Raw genomic sequence first — 21,006 nt, forward strand, 5'->3', positions numbered from 1 at the left:
GGAGGACTGGACGCGGAGGGGTCGGTCGACGCCACCCTCGTCAGTCTCGGGCGAGGATCGAGTAGATGCGACGACGGGCCTCGTCGAGCACCGCCACCGCCTCGTCGACCTGCTCGGGCGAGCCCGTCCGGCCGACCTGCGCCGTGGCGCGGGCCAGCTCGACGCCGGCCTTGGGCAGGGCGCGGAACCGGTCGCCGGTGGCGGAGCGCTCGGGCTCCCACGGAGCCGACGGGTCGACCCCGGCGGCGGCGCGACCGGCCTCGGTGAGCGAGTAGACCTTGCGGCCGTCGGTCTCCTCCGCGGCGACGAGCCCCTCGTCGGAGAGCAACTGCAGGGTCGGGTAGACGGACCCGGCGCTGGGCTTCCAGTCGCCGCCGCTGCGCTCGTCGATCTCGCGGATGATCTGGTAGCCGTGCATGGGGCGTTCGGCCAGCAGCGCGAGGATCGCGGCCCGCACCTCGCCCCGCGGGGCACGGGTGCCCTCGCGGCGGTCGAAGGTCGAGCGGAGCTGCTCCATGGCCTGCCACATGCCGTCGAGGCCGGTGCCGAAGCCGAAGGTGCCGGGTGCTGACGTGCTGCTCATGGTGTTCTCCTTCTCGAGGGTGGAACGGGGTCGAACGATACCCGGACGATATACCCCCACCGGTGGCCCGTCAGGGCTGACGCCCAGGCAGGAGGCGCGGCCGCCGAGATCCCGAACGGTCCTGTTCTGGGGGTCCCCACGCACTCGTTCGGGGGGTTCGGGCGACCGGACGAGGGTGGTTGAGTTCCATTCGTGGGTATGAACCCCCACCGACGGCGCGTTGCCGTCACCTCTCCGGCGTTCCCCGACGTCCGCCGGCGAGCCCTGCTGCCTCGGCGTTCCCCGACGTCCGCCGAGGCGGCAGGACCTCCGTCGTTCCCCGACGTCCGACGGAGTCGTACGTCCCTCGGTGACGGTCCGCGCCTCCGAGATCCCTGGAGTCCGCCATGCCCTCGTTCCCGACCCGCCGCCTCGCGGCGACCGCCGCCGCCGCGGCCCTGCTGTTCACCGTCCTGGTGACCGCCCCCGCCCAGGCCGCGACCCCGTCGCCCGCCCCGGCCGCCACCGTCCCCACCACGACGGCCGCCGCCTCGACGGCCACGTCGGGCGTCTCGGCCGACCTGTCCGGCGACATGATGACGGTGCCCGCGGCGCCCCTGCTGAGGGCCCAGACCGACGACGACGTGTCGCCGACGACCGGGGTGACGGACCACCCGGTGTACGTCAGCGTCGCCGCGGCGACGGCCGCGACCTCGGACGACTCCCCCACGCCTCCCGACGACGCCTCGATCCGGGCCGCCGTGACGCAGCTGCACGACTACTGGTGGGCGGAGTCGGGTCACACCGTGAACGTGACGCTCGCCGGCATCGAGACCCGGTCGCTCGACCAGGCGTCGTGCGTCCCGGCCACGGTGCTCAACACGGTCCACACCTCGGCCTTCGGCGGACGGTTCGCCCGGTACGCGTGGGCCGGCACGAACGAGCACCTGATCGTCCTGAGCCGCGAGACCTGCGGGACGACGGCGACCGCGTTCGGCACGGTCGGCGGCGACGGCGGCGAGGTCTTCAGCTCGTACGGAGCGGGCAGCACGCTGGGCGTCCCCGTGCTGCTGCACGAGTTCGGCCACAACCTCGGCTTCGGCCACGCCGGTGCCGGCATGTGCCGCAGCACGACGTCGTTCGACGGGGCCGCGAGCGACTACCGGTACGCCACGTCGACCGACTCCCCCGCCACCTGCCCCGTGCTCGAGTACGGGGACTTCCTCGACATCATGGGCTACTCGGTCTCGTCGTCCCGCCCCCACCTGTCGTCCGTCCAGCGGGTCCGCGCCGGTTACCTGACCGACGTCACCACGCTCAGCGGGGTGGGCACGACTAGCCAGGTCACCGTCGCCTCGCTCGACGGTGCCGCGAAGGGCCGCGCCGTCAAGGTGGTCGACCCGGTCAGCGGTCAGGACTACTACGTCGAGTACCGCACCGCGACCGGGACGGACGCCACCAGCCCGGAGTTCGGCGGACGTTCTCCGTCCTGCGCCCTCGTCGGATCGGGCTTCACGCGCTGCGCGCTCACCAGCGACAAGACGACCGGCAGCGTCCGGGTGCTCCGACCCCTCACCCTCGCGGGCAGCACGGTGTCGACCGTCGCCCTCGCGGTCGGCCTCGACGCCGGGCGCGACCCCAGCCGTCGCGACACGCACCTCGACGCGGGCGAGTCGTTCACCAGCGCGAACGGCGGGTTCACGGTGTCGGTCCGCTCGATGACCCCGTCGGGCGGAGCGGTCCTCGACGTGAGCCTCGCCGGGGGGTCCGCCAAGGTGCCCGCCTCCGCTCCGGCCCCGACCCTGTCGGCCCCGGCGCCCGCGACCGCACCCGCGACGACGACCAGTCGCCTGAGCGTCGACCGCACCCGCCAGACCCACGGCTCGAGCACCCCGATCACGACGACCACCCAGGTCGTCGCGTCGGACGGCTCGGCCCCGAGCGGGACGGTGACGCTCCGGGACGGCACGGCCGTCGTCGGCAGCACGAAGGTCGGGTCCGAAGGGCGCGCTACGGTGACCCTGCCGGGGACGACCGCGGCGGGCACCCACCAGCTGCGCGCCTCCTTCGTCCCTGCCACGACGACGCAGTCCGGCTCGGACTCGGCGGTCGTCGGAGTGACCGTCGACAAGGCCTCCTCGTCCAGCGCGCTGACCCGCGGGACGACGGCGATCACCAAGAACGAGGCGGCGACGGTCACGGTCACGGTGTCGGCCCCCGGCGTCCCCCGCCCCACCGGCACCGTGACCGTGACCTCGGGCGGCAGGACCGTCGGCACCGCCACCGTCTCGGCCGACGGAGCAGGACGCGTCACCGTGCCGGTGGGGACCTTCACCCGCGGGGGCACGTACGTCCTGTCCGCGTCGTATGCCGGGTCGGGCAACGTGTCCGCCAGCGTCTCGAAGCGGATGATCGTCGTCCTTCGCTGACGAGCGCGGCGCCGAGTCCGCGACGCCGGGTCCGCGGCGCCGGGTCCGCGGTGCCGAGTCCGCGGCCCCGGGGGCCGGAACGGCAGGAGGCGCGGGTCGCGACCACAGAGGGGCGGTGCGTCACGGCACGGGACCGTGACGCACCGCCCGGCCCGACAGGAAGAGCTGTCGGGCGGCCGGGCCTTCTCAGGAGCCCGGCGGCCTACCGGCGGCTACCGCGGAGTCACCGTGATCGAGTCGAGCTCGGCGAATCCGGTGCCCCCGGCGAAGTTCGGAGAACCCTTCGCCAGACGGATCACGTTGACCCCGGCCTTGAGCGTGACGGGTGTGGCCGCCGAGGTGGCGAACCGCCCCCAGCCACCCGTCGGTGCGTACGACACCGTCGAGAACGCACCACCGTTGAAGGCGAGGCCCTGCGTCGACGTCGTTGCGCCTCCGTTCGCGTAGCGGGTCGTCAACGAGTAGCTGCCGGCCGTCGGCACCTCGACCACGAAATCGACGAAGGAGTTCGACCGGCCGTCACCCAGACCGTCGATGCGACCCACGTAGCCGGAGTTGGACGCCGAGGACGACGACAGGATCGACGCGTTGACCACCGTCGCGTTCTCGGCCTCGTAGGTCTGCTGGTAGCTCGTGGCCGGGCCCGAGGCGGGCGTGACGACCACCTGGTAGGCGCCGAGGTAGTCCTGGTTCGGGATGGGGACGGTGACGGCCCCGTTCACGACGCCGACGGTGGTACTCGACAGCTGGGTCGGGGCAGCGACGTTCGCCATGCGTCCCGAGCGCGGCGTGTAGTTCACCGTCACCCTCACCTGCGACCCGAGACCGGCCAGTCCCTTGACCTGTACGGCGTTGTCACCGAACGTCCCGCCGAACGCGACGTTGACGATCCCGCGGGTCGAGTCGTACGAGGCGAACCCGTCGAGATCGCCCGAGGGCGTCACGTCGACCATGGAGCCCGCCATCTCGCCGTACCACTTGTAGAGCCAGTACGACCCGGTCGGAGCGTTGTTCCAGACGAGTCCCCCGACCGTCCCGGATTCGTACCAGTACGCGCGTTCGGCGTCCTTGATGCCGGTGCGCTCGAACTGCGCGATGAAGTGGGCCGCGACGCTGGGGGTGTCGACCTGGTTCGGCGAACCGTATTCGTTGATCGAGATCGGACGCGGGCTGATGCCGAGGTCACGCTCGATCGATCGGTAGTCGGCCACGTGCTCGTCGACGTCGGCCCACCCGCCGTCGTCCAGTTCGTGCCAGACGACGACGTCCGGCAGGGTGCCGTCGGCCTTCGCCCTGGCCATGAACTCGCGCATGCGGTCGGGGTAGTAGCGGCTGTAGCTCGGACCCACGATCGGCGTCACCGTGTCCTGCAGCTTCACCTGGCGGTAGGTCCGGGTCCACCCGTCGAGGAACGGGCCCGCCTTCGCGGTGTCCCAGGTGCCGTCGGGCTCGTTCCACAGCTCCCAGCCGTTGATGTTCGTCGTGCCCGCCGCGGCGACCCGGGCCCCGACCATCGTGTCGATCTTCTGCGTCCAGTCCTGCCAGCTGATCCAGCGGTACGGGAAGTCCGGGTAGACGTCGGGCATGCGGGCGTACGACTGTGCACCGTCGCGGGTGAACGCGTTCGCCGTCTTCAGCACGTCGCCGGTCGGCACGGTGGCACCGTTGCCGAGCTGCTGCACGCCGGGAGCGGGCTGCGTGTGCTGCTTCAGCCGCAACGGCGTCAGCAGACCAGGGGCCGGCGTCGTGTCGGACGCCACGGCGTACAGCCCCCCGGCTCCGACGTGGGTGACGGGCCTGATGCTCGTCGAGGCGTCGACGACGAGCGTGTTGCCCGCCGCTTCTGCGGGTGCCGCCGGTGCGACGAGCGCCGCGAGGACCGCCGTCGCCGCCAGCAGTCCCGTCGTGATCTTCGTTCGGTTCACAGAGAAGCTCCTTTGCTTTCTTCGAGGGATGGAACCGGGTCGCACCGCCCTCACGGGCGGGACGTCAGGAGGCGCGGGTCAGCCCTCGACCCGGGCGACGGGCAGCCAGACCCTCATGGTCGACGGCCCGCGGTTCGCCCAGGTGGCGTAGGGCACGAGGGCGACCGCGCCGAGCGGGCCGGTCGCGTCGCCGGGCTCGCCGTACGGCCAGTCGGCGGTGGCCGCGGCCAGACGCGACACCTCGACCGTGGCACCCCGCTCGGTGGTCACCGGTTCGACCGAGGTGTCGACGACCACGTCGTTGACGTCGCCGTCGGGCAGGTCGGTCGACTCGAGCGCCAGCACGAGCGGGCCGCGCTGAACGGCGACCTGGCCGCGCACCGCGTCGATCCGAGGGTCGGGCAGGCTCCACCGGGCCTGCATCGGCAAGTCGACCGTGACGACGTCGCCCGCCGCGAACCGGCCCCGGACGGTCGTCGAGCGTCCGTCCCGCACGGACGGTGTCTGGCCGGGCGCCTCGATGCGTGCCGAGCCCGCCCACGAGGGAATGCGCAGGTCGAGGTCGACCTCGCGTCGCGTGTCGTCGCGCCAGGTGATGCGGACCGCGCCGTCGTAGGGGTAGCCGCTGCGCACCGACAGGGCGATCGGCGTGCCGTCGGAAAGGGTGGTGTCGACGTCGTACTCGCCGTACTGGTGCACCTGCAGCCCGGCCGGCGTCTTGGTCGCGAAGGTCGACTCGACGCTCGCGAGCGTGCGGGCGACGTTCGTCGGGCAGCACGAGACCTCGAACCAGGGCGCCCGGAGGCTCGACAGGGCGCGGGCGTTCAGCTCGTCCTCGTCGGGGGCGACGCCGTCGGTGCGCTGGTGCAACGTGTTCGTGTAGAAGAAGGCACGCCCGTCCTCGCGGGGCGAGGCCATCACGTTGTTGAACAGCGTGCGTTCGATCAGGTCCGCGTAGCGCGGGTCGCCGTCCTGCAGCAGCAGGCGCCACGACAGCATGTTCGAGGCGATGCCGGCGCAGGTCTCCGAGTAGGCGCGATCCGGCGGAAGCTCGAAGTCGGCACCGTACGCCTCGTCCTGGTGGTGCGAGCCCATCCCGCCGGTGACGTACGTGCGGCGCGCGACGGTCGCCTCCCACTGCCGCCGGACGGCGTCGGCGAGTTCGTCGTCGCCGGTCTCGACGGCCACGTCGAGGGCCCCGGCCGCCAGGTACAACGCCCGCACCGCGTGCCCGCGCAGCACCTCGGCCTCCCGCACCGGCACGTCGTCCTGGAAGTACTCCTGGCCGTACTCGATCGGCGCCAGCAGGCCGCGGCCGCGGCGCTCGACGAAGAGGCGCGCGAGCTCGACGTAGCGGGGCTCGTCGAGGGCGCGGCCGAACTCGACGAGCGCGACCTCGATCTCGGGGTGCCCGCAGACCGCCACCCGCCCGTCGGGCCCGAACTCGACCCAGAGGTGGTCGGCCAGGCGGCGGGCGACGTCGACCAGGGCGCTCTCGATGCCGGTCCTCTCGGCCGCGACGGCCGCCTGGACGAGGTGGCCGAAGCTGTAGAGCTCGTGGCCCCATTCGAGGTTCGAGTAGCGGGCGGGCTGCCAGGGACGACCGAAGCTGGTGTGCAGGTAGCCGTCGTCGTCCTGCGCCGAGGCGACCCGGTACACCAGCTGGTCGTAGCGCGACGAGAGGTCGGCGTCGTGCGATCGGCCGAGCTCCCACGCCATGCCCTCGAGCAGCTTGTAGACCTCGCTGTCGACGAACTCGATGCCGGCGTGCACCCAGCCGGCCTGATGGGACGCGGCCCGGTCGAAGTTGCCCGTCCAGCCGATGCGCTCCATCCAGTCCTCGCAGTGGCGCAGCACGACGTCGGCGTTCAGGCGTTGCTTCTCGGCCCAGTACCCGCCGGTCAGGCGGATCTCGGACGAGTCGAGCGGGGTCAGGGTCGACCGGCCGGGCCGGACCGGGCCCGAGAACGGTGCGGTCGAGGTGTGGATGGTGGTCACGGGCGTGCTCCTCGCGGGATGTGTGGTGGTCATGTCGGTTCGGTCCTGTCGGCCAGGCGCTGTCGGCTCGGGGAGGCCGGCTCAGTCCTTGACGGCACCGGCGGTGACGCCGGCGGCGACGTACCGCTGCGCGACGACGAGCAGGACGGTGGCGGGGATCGACGCGACCACGGCGGTGGCCATGATCGAGTTCCACTCCTGGTTGTTGTTGCCGATGTAGCGGTAGATGCCGAGGGTGATGGTCTGGGCCGAGCCGCCGCTGTTGAGCGTCGACGAGAAGACGAAGTCCGACCAGGCCCACAAGAACGCGAACAGCCCGACGGTGACGGCCGAGTTGCGGCTGACCGGAAGCACCACCGAGACGAACGTCCGCCACGAGCCGGCCCCGTCGAGCTTCGCGGCGCTCAGCAACTCGTCGGGGATGCCGCTCATGAACGCGGTGAAGATCAGCACGCCGAACGGCACCGCGAGCGTCGAGTCGGCGATCACGAGACCCCACCACTCGTTGAGGATGCCGAGGTTGAGGTAGATCGCGTAGAAGCCCATCGCCATGATGACCTGGGGGATCATCTGCGCGACCAGCAGGACGAAGCTGAGCGCGCCTCCCCCCTTGGGCCGCAGCTTCGCGAGCGAGTACGCGGCCGGTGCCGACAGGGCGACCGTCACGACGACGGTGCCGAGCCCGACCAGCAGGCTCGTGCCGAGGTAGGGCAGCTGCTCGGACACGACGGCCGCGTAGCCGTCGAGCGTCGGATTCGTCGGGAACCACGACGGCGGGCTCTGCCGCATCTGCGCCGTCGGCGTCAGCGAGACGTTGATCATCCAGTAGATGGGGAACAACATGATCGCCGTGAAGACGACGCCGAGGACGGTCGTGGCCAGGCTGCGCCGGCCGGCCCGCCGCGAGGAGGCGCGGCGCACGTCCGATCGCGGGGCGGGGGTCCGGGTGATGACGCTCATGACCGACTCTGCTTCCTCTGCACGCGCAGGTAGACGAATCCGCAGATCAGGGCCATCACGATCAGCAGGTTGCCGACGGCGGCCGCGGGGCCGAAGGTCGGGAGGGTCGAGCCGAAGCCCAACTGGTACGACCAGATGGCGAAGGTGGTCGAGGCGTCGCCCGGGCCGCCCCGGGTCATGATCCAGATGATGTCGAAGACCTTCAGCGTGTAGACGAGGCCGAGCAGGATGGTGATGGCCGACACCGGGCGCAGCAGCGGGAACGTGATGCGCCAGAACTTCTGCCAGGCGTTCGCGCCGTCGAGCGCCGCCGCTTCGTAGAGGTCACCCGAGATGTTCTGCAGGCCGCTGTAGAGGATGACCAGGTTGAACGGGATGCCGATCCAGATGTTGGCGACGATCACGCTCGTCAACGCCCACTGCGGAGAGGTGAGCCAGTTGACCTGGCTGCCGCCGAAGGTCTCGATGACCGAGTTGACGACGCCGCTCTCGCTGTTGAGCATCCAGGACCAGGTCGACGCGCTGACGATCAGCGGCAGCAGCCACGGCACGAGGAACAACGCGCGCAACGTCGACGACAGCGGGAACCTCTGGAAGAAGAAGACCGCGAGTGCCATGCCGATCGAGAACTGGAACGCGATCGAGACGCCCGTGAACAGCAGCGTGTTGACGAGGGCCGGGCCGAACGTCGGGCTGGCGAAGACGTCGGTGAAGTTCTCGAACCCGATGAACGGTGCCGTGCCGTCGATGAACGACCGCACGGTGTAGTCGCGGACCGACAGGTCGACGTTGCGGATCAACGGGTAGGCGTAGAAGACCGCCAGGTAGAGGACGACCGGGGCGATGAAGGCCCAGGCGGTCAGCTGGCCCGCGTCGGGGCGACGGCGACGCCTCGGGCGGCCGGGGCCGGCGGGCGGGACGTGCGTCCCGCCCGACCGTCCGTCGGGCACGGCCTCACGACGTTCGAGGATGTCGGTGCTCATGGTCGCTCGTCCCGGGCGGTCACTTCGTGGCCGACTCGGCGGCCTGCTGGGCCTCGTCGAGGGCGTCCTGGGCCGACGACGACCCGCTGAGGCTGTTCTGGACGGCCTTCCAGAGCTGCTCCGAGATCTTCGGGTACTCGGTGCCGAGGTCGTCGCTCGTGCGCCCCTTGGCATCGCCGACGGCGGTGACCCACGGTTCGAGGTCGGGGTCGGCCTGCACCTGCTGCTCCTGCGCGTCCTTCGTCGGCGCGACGTACGACAGGGTCGTGTCGGTGGCCACGAGGTTGTCGGTGCTCGTCAGGCACGCCCGGATCTTCTCGCTGACGTCGTACCGGGCGTCGTCGCTCTGGACGGGGACCGTCAGGAACTCACCGCCCGTGGGGGCCGGTGCCGCGCCTCCGTCCTTCGCGGGGATCGAGATGATGCCGTAGTCGATGCCCGAGTCCTTGACGCCGGCCAGTTGCCAGGTGCCGTTCTCGCCGAAGGCGTACTCCCCCGTGAGGAACTCCTGCCAGCTCGTGGTCTGCGTGTTGCCGATGACCGAGTTCGGGGCGTAGCCGTCCTCGACCCACCCGGTCCAGAGGTCGAGCGCCGACACGGCGTCGTCGGACGAGAGGTCGGTCAGCTCGGCACCGGACCCCCAGTACCAGGGCAAGAACTGGAAGCTTCCTTCTTCTGTGCCGATGGCCGAGAAGGTGATGCCCTTCCCGCCGGAGGCCGAGACCTTCTCGAGGGCCGAGGTCAGGGTGTCCCAGTCGGTGATCGACGCGGGGTCGACGCCCGCCGCGTCCAGGACGGTCTTGTTGTAGTACAGCGCCAGGGTGTTGGCGCCGATGGGCACCCCGTACGTCGCACCGTCGATCTGTCCGGCCGCGAGGATGTTCTGCTCGATGTCCGAGGTGTCGGCACCGGTCTCGTCGGTGTCGGTCAGCAGGCCCGCCTCGGCCAGCGTCGAGACGACGGGGTTGTCGACGAGCAGCAGGTCGGGCGAGTTGCCCTGCTGGCCGGCGAGGAGGGCCTTGCTCGTCAGGTCGGAGGTGTCGTAGCCGGTGCGTTCGACGGTGACGCCGGCCTCGGTGCCACAGGCCTGCACCAGCTTCGCCCAGTCGGACGAGTCGTCGAACTGCGGGTACGGGTCCCAGAAGGTGTACGTCCCCGACGCGGCCGAGCTGCTGCCGCCGGACGAGCCACCGGCACACCCGGTCAGGGCGAGCGACACGGCGGCCAGACCCACGACGGCGACGGCCGTCTTCTTGCTGCGGATGAACGAGATCACAGGAATTCCTCTCTGAATGCTGCGGGTTCCTCGTTCGGAGAGCGCCGCGCGGTGCAGGGGGATGCCGGTGCGCGACCGTCTCGTCGTCGAGAAGTTGTAACCGAAACCGGTTTCGGGTTGAAAGCTACATTTGGCACAGTTGCTTGTCAACACGTTCGTGAACTATTTTCGCTACATGGGTACGAGCAGCGGTGGTCGAGGGACGGGGGCGCCCGTCACGCTCGCGGACGTGGCCCGGGCCGCCGGCGTCTCGGTGGCGACCGCGTCGAAGGCCCTCAACGGGCGGGCCCAGGTGCGCGAGAGCACGCGCGTCAAGGTGCGAGAGGCCGCCGCCGCCCTGTCGTTCACCCCGAACTTCTTCGCCCAGGCCCTCAACTCCCAGCGCACCGGCACGATCGGCATGGTCACGAGCGACCTCGACAACCGTTTCGTCCTGCCCGTGCTGCTCGGCGCCGAGGACGCCTTCGGCTCGGGGTCGCTCTCGGTGCTGCTGGCCGACGCACGCGACGACGCCCTGCGAGAGCAGTTGCACCTGCAGAACCTGCTCACCCGACGCGTCGACGGGCTCCTGATCGTGGGCCGCACCACCAACCCCCGCCCCCCGGCTCCCGTCCTCGCCGACGTGCCGGTGGTCTACGTCTACGCGCCGTCGACCGACCCGACCGACGCGTCCTTCACCCCCGACAACGTGCAGGCCGGCCGTCTCGCCGCCGAGCACCTCATCGCCAAGGGTCGGCGGCGCATCGCGCTCGTGAACGGCGAGTCGTCGTACGCCGCCTCACGCGACCGGGCGGCGGGGGTGCTGGCCGCCACGCAGGCCGCCGGGCTCGAGCTCGTCGGCGGTGCCTCGTTGTACGGGCAGTGGGGCGAGGCCTGGGGGCGGGACTGCGCGCGCCTCCTCGTCCGGGGCGACGAGACCGTCGACGCGATCGTCGCGGGCAGCGACCACATCGCCCGCGGCGTGCTCGACGCGCTGCGCGACGAGGGCCGGTCGGTGCCGGGCGACGTCGCCGTCATCGGCTTCGACAACTGGGACGTCCTCGTCCGCGAGTCACGCCCGACGCTGACCAGCGTGGACATGAACCTCGAACAGCTCGGCCGGGCGGCCGCCCAGCACCTGGTCGACGCGATCGGGGGCTCGACCTCGGCGGGCGTGACCTACGGAGCCGTGCGCGTGCACGAACGCGAGTCGACCGGCTGACGCGCGGCGCGCCTCCTGCTCTGGCCCTCCGCGCCGGCCCGGTGGCCTCGCTGCCGGCCTGGTGCCGCCCCGGCCTGCAGCGCGACGAAGAACCCGGTTCCGAACGATGCACCCAGAAGCAACGGGGTGCATGGTTCGGAACCGGGTGCGAGGCGGCAGGAGGCGCGGGTCGGCGACCGGCGGAGGCGCGGGCCGGCGACTCACGACGCCCCCGCGCGTGCCTCAGTACTTCGCGGACTGCCCGCCGTCGATGGGCACGACGGCCGCGTTGACGTAGGTGGCGTCGTCCGACAGCAGGAAGGCGACCACCGAGGCGATCTCGTCGGCCTTGCCGTAGCGCTTGGTCGGGTTGATCTGGATGAACTGCTCGGCGGCCTTCTCGGGGTTCTCGGCGTCGATCTGACGCATCGAGGCCTCGACCATGGGCGTCCAGATGGCGCCGGGGGCGATCGCGTTGACGCGGATGCCGAACTCGCCGTACTCGACGGCCGAGTTGCGGGTCAGGCCGACGACGCCGTGCTTGGCCGCGGCGTAGCCCGACTGGTTGCCGACGCCGCGGATGCCGCCGACGCTGGCGGTGTTGACCACGGCACCGCCGTCGCCCTGCGACCGCATGACGCCGAGCACCTTCTCGAGACCGAGGAACACCCCGCGCAGGTTGATCGAGACGACCTTGTCGAACTCGTCGGCGCCGAACCGCTCGGTGAGGTTCTGCTTGCCCTCGATGCCGGCGTTGTTGAAGAACGCGTCGATGCGCCCGAAGCGCTCGACCGTCGCCGACACGTAGCGCGCGACGTCGTCCTCGCTCGACACGTCGGCGACGACGGTCAGCACCTCGGCCCCGGGGACGGCCTCGAGCACGGCGGCCTGCGAGTCGGCGAGGCCCTTCTCCGAGACGTCGACGAGGGCGAGCTTCGCGCCCTCGCTCGCGACGCGGACGGCGGTGGCCCGGCCGAGGCCCGACCCTCCACCGGTGATGAGGACGACCTTGTCGGTGAAACGCTCCATGGGACGGGCTCCGGTTCTCTCGTTCGGTGAGGCCCGACGCGGCGCCGGGCCAGTGGTCGCGCGACCGTGCGCGACTCGCCGTAAGGCTACACATGTCGCCTTACTGCGCCCTGACCGCGGTCGCCGCGCCGCGCCTCCTGCCTCCCACGACGCGACGAACCCCGTTCACGAAGACGAACCACGAGAAAACGGGGTTCATCTTCGTGAACGGGGTTCGGGGCGCAGGAGGCGCGGGCCCGCGACCCGAGGAGGCGCGGGCCGGGCGACCCGAGGAGGCGCGGGTCAGCGCCCGGCGCGCGTCCCGATCTCGACGCCCACGATCCGCTCGTCGGCGATCGTCACGGGGTACACGTCGCCCGTCAGCCGCACCGTCGCCTCGGCCTCGCGCTCGGCGCACGAGCCGCCGACCCAGAGCTCGACGTCCCCGGGCTCGACGACCCGTCGGTGCTGCCGGTCGGTCAGCGCCAGTCGGGTGGTGGGGACGCGGAAGACGACCCGCGCCTCCTCACCGGGTCCGAGCGCGACGCGCGCGTAGCCGAGCAGCTGCGCGACGGGCCGGGTGACCGAGCCCACGACGTCGTGCGCGTAGAGCTGCACGAGGTCGGTGCCGGGGCGGTCGCCCGTGTTGGCGACCGTCACCGAGGCGACGAACGAGCCACCCGCCGGCACCTCGGCCGAGTCGACGACCAGGTCCGAGCGTCGCCACGAGGTGTACGACAGCCCGTGGCCGAAGGGCAGCACCGGCGTGCTGTCGGCGCTCGTCACCTCGGACGGCCCGCCGAGCACCGGGTGCAGGTACGAGAACGGCTGCGCGCCGGCCGACCGCGGCAACGACACGGGCAGGTGCCCGGACGGCTCGACGCTGCCGGTCAGGACGCCGGCGACGGCGGCCCCGCCCTCCTCTCCCGGGAAGAACGCCTGGACGACGGCGGCGGGCGCCCCCGCACCCGACACCGCCCACCCGATGGCGTACGGCCGGCCCGAGAGCACGACCATGACGGTCGGCGTGCCGGTGGCGACGACGGCCTCGACGAGCTCGCGCTGCACCCCGGGCAGCTCGAGGCTCTCGACGTCGTTGCCCTCGCCGACGGTGCCCCGGCCGAACAGGCCGGCCCGGTCGCCGACCACGACGACCGCGACCGCAGCGCCCCGGGCGGCCTCGACCGCCGCGGCGATGCGTGACCGGTCGTCGCCCTCGACGTCGCAGCCGGCCTCGACGGCCACCTCGGCGGAGGGCAGCTCGATGCGCAAGGAGGCGGCGACGGTCGGCAGGTCGATGCCGAGTGGCACGCCGGGGTGGTGCGCCAGCACGTGGTTGACGAACGAGTAGCAGCCCATCAGGGCCTCGGCGCTGTCGCCGTTCGGGCCGACCACCGCGACCGACGCCGGGCCGGTACCGGCGGCCCCGGCGCCACCGGTGGCCCCCGTCGCCCCCCGCACGAGCGGGAGCACGCCGTCGTTCGTCAGCACGACGACCGACTCGTCGGCCAGCCGCCGCGCGACCGCCCGGTGCTCGGCCGAGTCGAGGTCGATCGCGGTCGGCGGCGGCGTCTCGAACGTCTCGTCGAGCAGCCCGAGCTCCTCCTTCTCGGCGAGCACGCGGATCACCGCCCGGTCGACCAGCGCCTCGTCCACGTCTCCCGCGCGCACCCGCTCGGCGAGGGGCGCGAGGTAGGCGTCACCGGTGGGCAACTCGACGTCGATGCCGGCCTCGAGGGCCAGCGCGGCGGCCTCGCCCCGGTCGGCCGCGACGGCGTGCATCACCTGCAGGAACGCCACCGAGAAGTAGTCCGACACGACCACGCCGTCGAACCCCCACCTGCGGCGCAGCACCTCGGTCAGGTACGACGGCGTCCCGGCGACCGGCACCCCGTCGATCTCGGCGTACGAGTTCATCACCGACCGCACCCCGCCGTCGAGCACGGCCATCTCGAAGGGCGGCAACAGCACGTCCTCGACGAACCGCGGTCCGACCTGCGCCGGTGCGTGGTTGCGCCCCGCCGCCGAGGTCGAGTAGCCGACGAAGTGCTTGAGCGTCGCGTGCACGCCGGCCGCCTGCAGCCCCTTCACGTAGGCGGTGCCGATCGTGCCGACGACGTAGGGGTCCTCGGCGATGCACTCGTCGACCCGCCCCCAGCGGGTGTCACGGATGACGTCGAGCACCGGCGCGAGACCCTGGTGCACGCCGAGGTCGCGCATGGACCCGCCGATCAGCCGGGCCATCTCCTCGACCAGCTCGGGATCGAACGACGCGCCCCAGGCGAGCGGCGTCGGGAACGTCGCGGCCTGCCAGGCGGCGAGGCCGGTCAGGCACTCCTCGTGCACCAGCGCGGGGATGCCCAGTCGGGTCTCGTCCCGCAGGCGGCGCTGTTCGCGCCACAACCAGGAGGCGCGCTCGACGGGGTCCACCGGCCGCGTCCCGTAGACCCGCGTCAGGTGCCCGAGCCCGTGTCGGGTCGCCTCGACGTAGTCGCCCGACGTCGCCATCTCGCCCTGCATCGGGGCGACGTTCTCGGCCCCCTGGTCGACCCACCAGCCGACCAGCTGGGCGAGCTTCTCGTCGAGGGTCATCTCGGCCAGCAGCGACGCCACCCGGTCGGAGGCGCGGGGTTCGCCGACCGTGAGGGCCTGCGGTCGGTGAGCGGTGTCGGTCATGTCGGCTCGCGCCTCCTGGTCTGTGACGGTGTCGGTGGCGGTCATCCCTTGACCGCCCCGGTGAGCCCGCCGACGATGCGGCGTTCGAAGAGGCTGAAGAAGATCAACGCGGGCAGCATCGAGAGCGCCGTGAAGGCGAGCACCCGTGCCGTGTCGACCGAGTACTGCGACGAGAACGCCTGCACGCCGAGCGGCAGGGTGAACGTCGACGGGTCGTTGAGGATGAACAGCGGCAGCAGGTACGAGTTCCAGGCACCGATGAAGGCGAGGATGCCCACCGTGATCACGCCGGGCAACGACAGCCGGACGACCATCCGGAAGAAGAAGCCGAGGCGGCTGCAGCCGTCGATGAACGCGGCCTCCTCGATCTCGTCGGGGATCGCGCGGAGGAACGGCACGAGGATGATGATCGTCGTCGGCAGGGCGAAGGCGATCTGCGGCAGGATGACGCCGGCCAGCGAGTTCGTCAGGCCCAGGTCGCGGATCACGAGGTACAGCGGCGTGATCGCGACGGTCATCGGGAACATCAGGCCCGCCGCGAAGAGCGCGTAGAGCACCCCGCGACCGGCGAACCGGTACCGCGCCAGGACGTAGCTGGCGGCCAGGCCGAGCGCCACCGTGCCGATCGTGGTCGCCCCGGCCGAGATCAGCGAGTTGCCGACCTGTCGCCAGAACGTGCCGCCGGTCAGGACGTCGAGGTAGTTGCCGACCTGCCACGGGCTCGGGAACCCGGACGGGTCCGTCGTGATCTGCGCGTTGGTGCGGAACCCGCCGATCACGATGAACGCGACGGGCGCGAGCATCGCCACGATGACGACCACCGCGACCACGTACGCGACGCCGCGTCCGGGGTCGGCGATGCCACGCCTCCTGCGGGTCGATGGCCGCGGCGCCGCGGGCGCGGGGGTGCCGCCGCGGGGGCGGGCGGGCAGGGTGCTGGCGGTCATCGTTCTTCTCCTGCGGTGGTGGCCGAGGTCGTGACGGCCCCGGCCGTGTCGCGTCGCAGCACGAAGCGCTGGTAGACGAGGGCGACGACGAGCGAGATGAGGAACAGCACGACCGCGACGGCGTTGCCGTAGCCGTAACTGCCCGAGGTGCGGCCGTTGGCCACCATGTAGGTCGCCATGGTCGACGTGCCGGCGGTGGCCGCGATGTACTGACCCCAGATGATGTAGACGAGGTCGAACAACTGCAGCGAGCCGATGATCGACAGGAACGCCCAGATGCGCAGGGTCGGTCCGAGCAGCGGCAGCGTGATGCGGCGCTGGATCTGCCACCAGCTCGCGCCGTCGATCGCCGCGGCCTCGCTGAGCTCCTCGGGCACGCCCTGCAGCCCGGCCAGGAAGAGGATGACGGCGAAGCCGACGTACTTCCAGGTGATGATGACGAGCAGGGTCCAGATCGCGATGCTCGGGTCGGCGAGCCAGTCGGTCGCGAACGAGCCGAGGCCGACCTTGGTGAGCAGGTCGTTGACGGCGCCGCTGCCCTGGAGCATGAGGCTCCAGCCCGTGCCGACGACGACCTCGCTGATGACGTAGGGCACGAAGATCAGCACGCGGATGAGCGACTGACCGCGCAGCTTGCGGTTGAGCAACAGCGCGAGCCCGATGGCCACCGGGCCCTGCAGCACGAGCGAGAGCACGACGATCGTGGCGTTGTGCCGCAACGCGTCGAGGAAGGTCGGGTCCTGGAAGATCGTGACGTAGTTGCGGAACCCGACGAAGTCGGTCGGCGGGCCGAAGCCCGACCAGCTGAAGAAGCCGTAGTAGGCGGCCATCACGATCGGGAAGACCACGAACGCCAGGAACACCACGAGGGCGGGACCGACCAGCAGGGCGATCTCGAGGCCGCGGGCGCCACGCCCCTTCCGGGACACGGCCCGGGAGGCCACCGGGGGCGAGGCGAGTGCCTCGCCCCCGGCGGTGGCGTGAGGCCGCGAGGGTGCGGCGGGCCGCACGGAGGGTTCGCGGAGACTCACGATCCGACCTCTACGCCTTCTTGGCGGCGGCGTCGACGGCGTCGACGAACTGCTGCGGCGTGCCGTCACCCGAGAGCAGGTCGACCACGGCGACGTTCATCGCGTTGCCGACGTTCAGGCCGTAGACGGTGTCGAGCCACTGCGAGACGAAGGGGGCGTCGTTGTAGGCGCTGAGCACGTCCTGCAGGTAGGGCTCGGTGACGGCCTCCTGGGCGACCGTGTTGACGGGAGGCGCGTTGAAGGCCTTGTAGTAGGCCGTCTGCACGTCGGGGGTCGCCAGGTAGTTCAGGAAGTCGACGCACGAGTCGGGCGCACCGGCCGAGCACGAGTACCCGTCGACCCCGCCCATGATGGCGCCGGTCTCGCCGTCACCGCCGTCGACGGCGGGGAAGGGGAACCAGCCCAGGTCGGACAGCGGCTGCTGGTCGGGCGTGAGCGAGGCGATGACGCCGGGGTTCCAGGCACCCATGAGCTCCATGCCCGCCTGGTGGTTGGCGATCAGGCCGGCCGAGCTGCCGGCGCCCTGCTGGGCCGCCGTGGTGAGGAACCCGTCGTTGAACGGCTCGGTGTCGCGGAAGTCGGCGAGGTCCTCGGCCGCCTTGACCCAGCAGTCGTCGCTGAAGTCACGGTCGGTCGCGGCCTTCTCGAGGACGTCCGAGCTGCACGAGCGCAGCGCGAAGAAGAAGTACCAGTGGGCGGCGGGCCAGGCGTCCTTGCCACCGAGGGCGACGGGCGAGACGCCCGAGCCCTTCAGGGCGGTGACGGCCTGGTCGAGCTCGTCCATCGTCTTCGGGGCCTCGGTGATGCCGGCGGCGTCGAAGAGGTCCTGGCTGTACCAGAAGCCACCGGGGAGCACGGCGACGGGCATCGAGTACACCTTGCCGTCGACCGAGCCCGACCCGAAGGTCCCCTCGCTGATGTCCTGCTTCGCGTCGTCCGAGATGACGTCGGTGAGGTCCTTGACCTGTCCGGCCGAGACCATGGCCTGGAGCTTGCCGCCGCCGCGCTGCAGGAACACGTCGGGGGCGTCGCCCGAGTTGAGGGCGGTCTGCAGCTTGCTGTCGAAGTCCTCGTTCTGCACGGTCTGGACGTCGATCTTCACGTCCGGGTTGGCCTTCTCGAAGTCGGCCGCGGTGGCCGTCCAGAAGTCCTGGCCGGGGCCGGTCGTCGAGTTCTGCCACAGGGTGAGCGTGCCGTCGTCCGACCCGCTTCCGCCCCCGGTGCTGCAGCCGGTCAGCAGTCCCGCTCCGATCAGCAGGGCCGCAGACCCGGCCAGGAGCCGTCGAGATGTGGTCATGGTTCCACCTTTTCCTCTTCGTTGAGCGGCCGTGGTCGGCCGAGCGTGCCGTGCTCCGATGCGCGGCATGGCCTCAGTGTCGAAAACGGCGGGGACGGTGTCAAACGTTTTCGAAAACCATTTCCGTCGGGCTAGGCTGCCGACGTGATGACGGCACGGGTGACGATCCACGACGTGGCACGGGCTGCCGGGGTGTCGGTCGCGACGGTGTCCAAGGCGGTCAACGGCCGCTACGGCGTCTCGGCCCAGGCGATCGAGCGCGTCATGGCGGCGGTGGACGAGCTCGGCTACGAGTCGAGCCTGGTGGCCAGCAGCATGCGGGCCCGCCGCACCGGGGTGATCGGCGTGCTCGTGGCCGACTTCGAGCCGTTCAGCTCGGAGGTGCTCAAGGGGGTCGGGGCGGCCGTCCGGTCGCGGGGCGCCGAGTACGACCTGCTGGCCTACAGCGGGGCGCACCGCGGCGAGAACACCGGGTGGGAGCGTCGCTCGCTCAGCCGGTTGAGCGGCACGCTGATCGACGGCGCGATCCTCGTCACGCCTTCGGTGCTGACCACCGCCGCGAGCATCCCCGTGGTGGCCGTCGACCCGCACACCGGGCGCACCGACCTGCCGTCGGTCGAGGGCGACAGCCGGGGCGGGGCGCTGCTCGCCGTCGAGCACCTGCTCGGCCTGGGGCACCGGCGCATCGGCTTCCTGGCCGGGCGTCCCGACCTGCGCTCGGCGTCGTTGCGCGAGGCGGGCTACGTGCAGGCGCTCCGGGCGGCCGGCATCACCCGCGACCCGGCGCTGACCCGCAACGGCGACTTCGAGTTGACGGCCTCGCGCCAGGCGGCCCGCTCGCTGCTGACGAGCCCCGACCGGCCGACGGCCGTCTTCGCCGCCAACGACCTCTCGGCCATCGCCCTGTTGCGCACCGCGCTCGACCTCGGCCTGCGGGTGCCCGACGACCTCAGCATCGTCGGGTTCGACGACATCCCCGAGGCCTCGCGCGAGTCGCCTCCGCTGACCACCGTGCAGCAGCCGATGCAGCGGCTCGGCAGCGCGGCGGCGGGCATGCTCTTCACGATGCTCGAGGGCGGCGAACCGGCCGCCCCCGAGGTGCAGCTGCCGACCCGGCTCGTGGTGCGCGGGACGACGGGGCCGCCGCGCGGGTGAGCGCGACCTGCTCCTGCTCTTCCACAATCATTCGCGTTCGCGTATGGTTGTGCACACCATGGCCGAACTGAGCGCGTCCGAATACGCGAGACGTCACGACATCTCGACCCGTCGTGCCCAGGCGGCCGCAGCGGCCGGACTGCTCGACGCCCGGTGGGTCGGCGGACGATGGCTGATCGACGACGCCGTTCCGCATCGACGGCAGCCCGGCCGACCGCTCTCGCACCGGTCGGCCGACGCCCTGGTGGCTCGGCTGACCGGTGACCCCGACTGGGCCGTCGGATTGTCGCCCAGCGAGCGGGGCCGGACGCTCGCCCGGATCGACGAACTCCGGCAGGGCACGACGCCGTCCGACCGCCTCGCCCTCTGGCTACGGACCGCCCACCCCACGGCCCGGGGGTTCGAGGCACCCGCGGCCGACCTCCCCGATCTCCGACTGGACACCCGGCTCACCCCCGGGGGCAGCAGCGACGAACGCTCGGGCATGAGCGACGGCGGCAGGCTCGAGGCACACGTCTCCGCCGCCGATCTCGACGCCGTGGTCCACGAGTACCTGCTCGTCCCGTCCCGCCGACCGAACGCCGCCCTGAGGGTCCACGACGGCGCCGCACCGCGCCCGCTGCCACTCGGAACCCTCATCGCGGACCTGGCGACGAGTGCCGGACCACGAGAACGGGCCGCCGCCGACAGGTTGATCCGCGAGGGCTCGCGATGATCGTCGCGCCCACGCTCCGAGCCGCCCAGGCCGACGCCTGGCACGCCCTCTTCGAGGTGCACGAGCGCCTGCCGACCGGCTGGGCCGTCGTCGGCGGCCAGATGGTCCAGTCCCATTGCTGGGAGCGCGGGTCGACGTCGGCCCGCCCCACGAACGACGCCGACACCGTGCTCGACGTGAGGGCACATCCGACGATGCTGCTGCGCTTCACGACGGTCCTGCGCGACTGCGGATTCGTCGCGGACGGCCAGAGCTTCGAGGGCCACCAGCACCGCTGGGTCCGGGGCGAGGCCCAGATCGACGTCCTCATCCCCCGCTTCCTCGGCGAGCGCGCGTCGTCCCGTCGCGGGATCACCGGCGGGACGACCCTGGCCGCACCCGGTGCCCAGGGCGCCGTCGACCGAGCGCGCGTCGTAAAGGTCCGGGTGAACGGCCGCGACGGTGCCGTCCTGCGGCCAACCCTGCAGGGCGCGCTCCTCGCCAAGGCCGCGGCCGTCGAGATCCCGGGAGACGACCACACGCGACACCTCGTCGACATCGCCACCCTCGGGTCGCTCGTCTCCCGCCGGGATCGAGTGGCGACGGACGTCACCGAGACCGAGCGTCGCCGCATCCGTGCCGCCCTCAGCCTCATCGAGCGCGATCCGCTCATCTGCCGGGTCGCGGACGTCGACCCGATCGTCGTGGACCGGCTGCGCCTGGCCTTCGCCTGACGCCCCCCCGCAGACCCCGGTGTCGCCCTTGACACCAGAGTCCGTGCCGAGAGTTCGGGCTCCCGACCGTGCCGACGGTTCGGGCCGCCGACGGCGTGCCGCGACAGGGTCGGTCGGACACGGGGCACCCCAGGAGGCACCCGGGCATGTC

At 71.7% G+C, this 21,006-nt stretch carries 16 protein-coding genes; 5 read left to right on the forward strand and 11 right to left on the reverse strand.

Annotated features, from left to right (window positions below):
- Positions 1-40 precede the first annotated feature (40 nt).
- Positions 41-583, reverse strand: a complete 543-nt coding sequence (locus ACIOSR_RS06270; RefSeq protein ID WP_056047119.1) for a PadR family transcriptional regulator — start codon at positions 581-583, stop codon at positions 41-43.
- 386 nt (positions 584-969) lie between these two features.
- Here ACIOSR_RS06270 and ACIOSR_RS06275 point away from each other — a divergent pair, with 386 nt between their 5' ends.
- Entirely contained in the window at positions 970-2,991 is a 2,022-nt protein-coding gene (locus tag ACIOSR_RS06275; RefSeq protein ID WP_402752122.1) for an Ig-like domain repeat protein, read from the forward strand.
- Between the two features lie 212 nt (positions 2,992-3,203).
- On the opposite strand, the gene ACIOSR_RS06280 is transcribed toward ACIOSR_RS06275, so the two are convergent.
- From ACIOSR_RS06280 to ACIOSR_RS06300, 5 genes are all read right to left on the reverse strand, one after another.
- Positions 3,204-4,916 carry a CBM35 domain-containing protein gene (locus ACIOSR_RS06280; RefSeq protein WP_371740383.1) on the reverse strand — a complete coding sequence of 571 codons (1,713 nt, stop codon included), beginning with the start codon at positions 4,914-4,916 and terminating at the stop codon, positions 3,204-3,206.
- 78 nt (positions 4,917-4,994) lie between these two features.
- Positions 4,995-6,947 (reverse strand): glycoside hydrolase family 127 protein, encoded by a 1,953-nt coding sequence (locus tag ACIOSR_RS06285; RefSeq protein ID WP_402752123.1) that lies wholly within the window; start codon positions 6,945-6,947, stop codon positions 4,995-4,997.
- 48 nt (positions 6,948-6,995) lie between these two features.
- Complete coding sequence (locus ACIOSR_RS06290) at positions 6,996-7,757, reverse strand: carbohydrate ABC transporter permease (protein WP_055978139.1); 762 nt, start codon at positions 7,755-7,757, stop codon at positions 6,996-6,998.
- A 113-nt stretch (positions 7,758-7,870) separates the two neighbouring features.
- Positions 7,871-8,857 carry a carbohydrate ABC transporter permease gene (locus ACIOSR_RS06295; protein ID WP_082452496.1) on the reverse strand — a complete coding sequence of 329 codons (987 nt, stop codon included), beginning with the start codon at positions 8,855-8,857 and terminating at the stop codon, positions 7,871-7,873.
- 19 nt (positions 8,858-8,876) lie between these two features.
- On the reverse strand, positions 8,877-10,133 hold the full coding sequence (locus ACIOSR_RS06300) for an extracellular solute-binding protein (protein WP_235452694.1): 1,257 nt from the start codon (positions 10,131-10,133) through the stop codon (positions 8,877-8,879).
- A gap of 130 nt (positions 10,134-10,263) precedes the next feature.
- On the opposite strand from ACIOSR_RS06300, the gene ACIOSR_RS06305 reads away from it, so the two are divergent.
- Positions 10,264-11,334 (forward strand): LacI family DNA-binding transcriptional regulator, encoded by a 1,071-nt coding sequence (locus tag ACIOSR_RS06305; protein WP_342211828.1) that lies wholly within the window; start codon positions 10,264-10,266, stop codon positions 11,332-11,334.
- Positions 11,335-11,556: 222 nt separating this feature from the next.
- On the opposite strand, the gene ACIOSR_RS06310 is transcribed toward ACIOSR_RS06305, so the two are convergent.
- From ACIOSR_RS06310 to ACIOSR_RS06330, 5 genes are all read right to left on the reverse strand, one after another.
- Positions 11,557-12,342: an SDR family oxidoreductase gene (locus tag ACIOSR_RS06310; protein WP_123571910.1), complete on the reverse strand. Its 786-nt coding sequence runs from the start codon at positions 12,340-12,342 to the stop codon at positions 11,557-11,559.
- Positions 12,343-12,624: 282 nt separating this feature from the next.
- Positions 12,625-14,997, reverse strand: coding sequence for a beta-glucosidase (locus ACIOSR_RS06315; RefSeq protein WP_402752124.1), 2,373 nt, complete (start codon positions 14,995-14,997; stop codon positions 12,625-12,627).
- 41 nt (positions 14,998-15,038) lie between these two features.
- On the reverse strand, positions 15,039-15,944 hold the full coding sequence (locus ACIOSR_RS06320) for a carbohydrate ABC transporter permease (protein ID WP_056047129.1): 906 nt from the start codon (positions 15,942-15,944) through the stop codon (positions 15,039-15,041).
- Positions 15,941-16,975 (reverse strand): carbohydrate ABC transporter permease, encoded by a 1,035-nt coding sequence (locus ACIOSR_RS06325; RefSeq protein ID WP_371740385.1) that lies wholly within the window; start codon positions 16,973-16,975, stop codon positions 15,941-15,943. Before ACIOSR_RS06325 ends, ACIOSR_RS06320 begins: the two co-directional genes overlap by 4 nt.
- Positions 16,976-16,985: 10 nt before the next feature.
- The gene (locus ACIOSR_RS06330; RefSeq protein ID WP_402752125.1) at positions 16,986-18,272 is read right to left on the reverse strand and encodes an ABC transporter substrate-binding protein; all 1,287 of its coding nucleotides are present in this window, start codon (positions 18,270-18,272) and stop codon (positions 16,986-16,988) included.
- 147 nt (positions 18,273-18,419) lie between these two features.
- On the opposite strand from ACIOSR_RS06330, the gene ACIOSR_RS06335 reads away from it, so the two are divergent.
- Genes ACIOSR_RS06335 through ACIOSR_RS06345 form a run of 3 tightly spaced genes read left to right on the forward strand, consistent with a single transcriptional unit; the run spans position 18,420 to position 20,855 of the window.
- Positions 18,420-19,427: a LacI family DNA-binding transcriptional regulator gene (locus ACIOSR_RS06335; RefSeq protein ID WP_123571912.1), complete on the forward strand. Its 1,008-nt coding sequence runs from the start codon at positions 18,420-18,422 to the stop codon at positions 19,425-19,427.
- A gap of 58 nt (positions 19,428-19,485) precedes the next feature.
- Entirely contained in the window at positions 19,486-20,142 is a 657-nt protein-coding gene (locus ACIOSR_RS06340) for a hypothetical protein (protein WP_277959856.1), read from the forward strand.
- On the forward strand, positions 20,139-20,855 hold the full coding sequence (locus ACIOSR_RS06345) for a hypothetical protein (protein WP_402752126.1): 717 nt from the start codon (positions 20,139-20,141) through the stop codon (positions 20,853-20,855). Before ACIOSR_RS06340 ends, ACIOSR_RS06345 begins: the two co-directional genes overlap by 4 nt.
- Positions 20,856-21,006 lie beyond the last annotated feature (151 nt).

Source organism: Frigoribacterium sp. NPDC087798, from assembly GCF_044742985.1.
Taxonomy (GTDB): Bacteria; Actinomycetota; Actinomycetes; order Actinomycetales; family Microbacteriaceae; genus Frigoribacterium.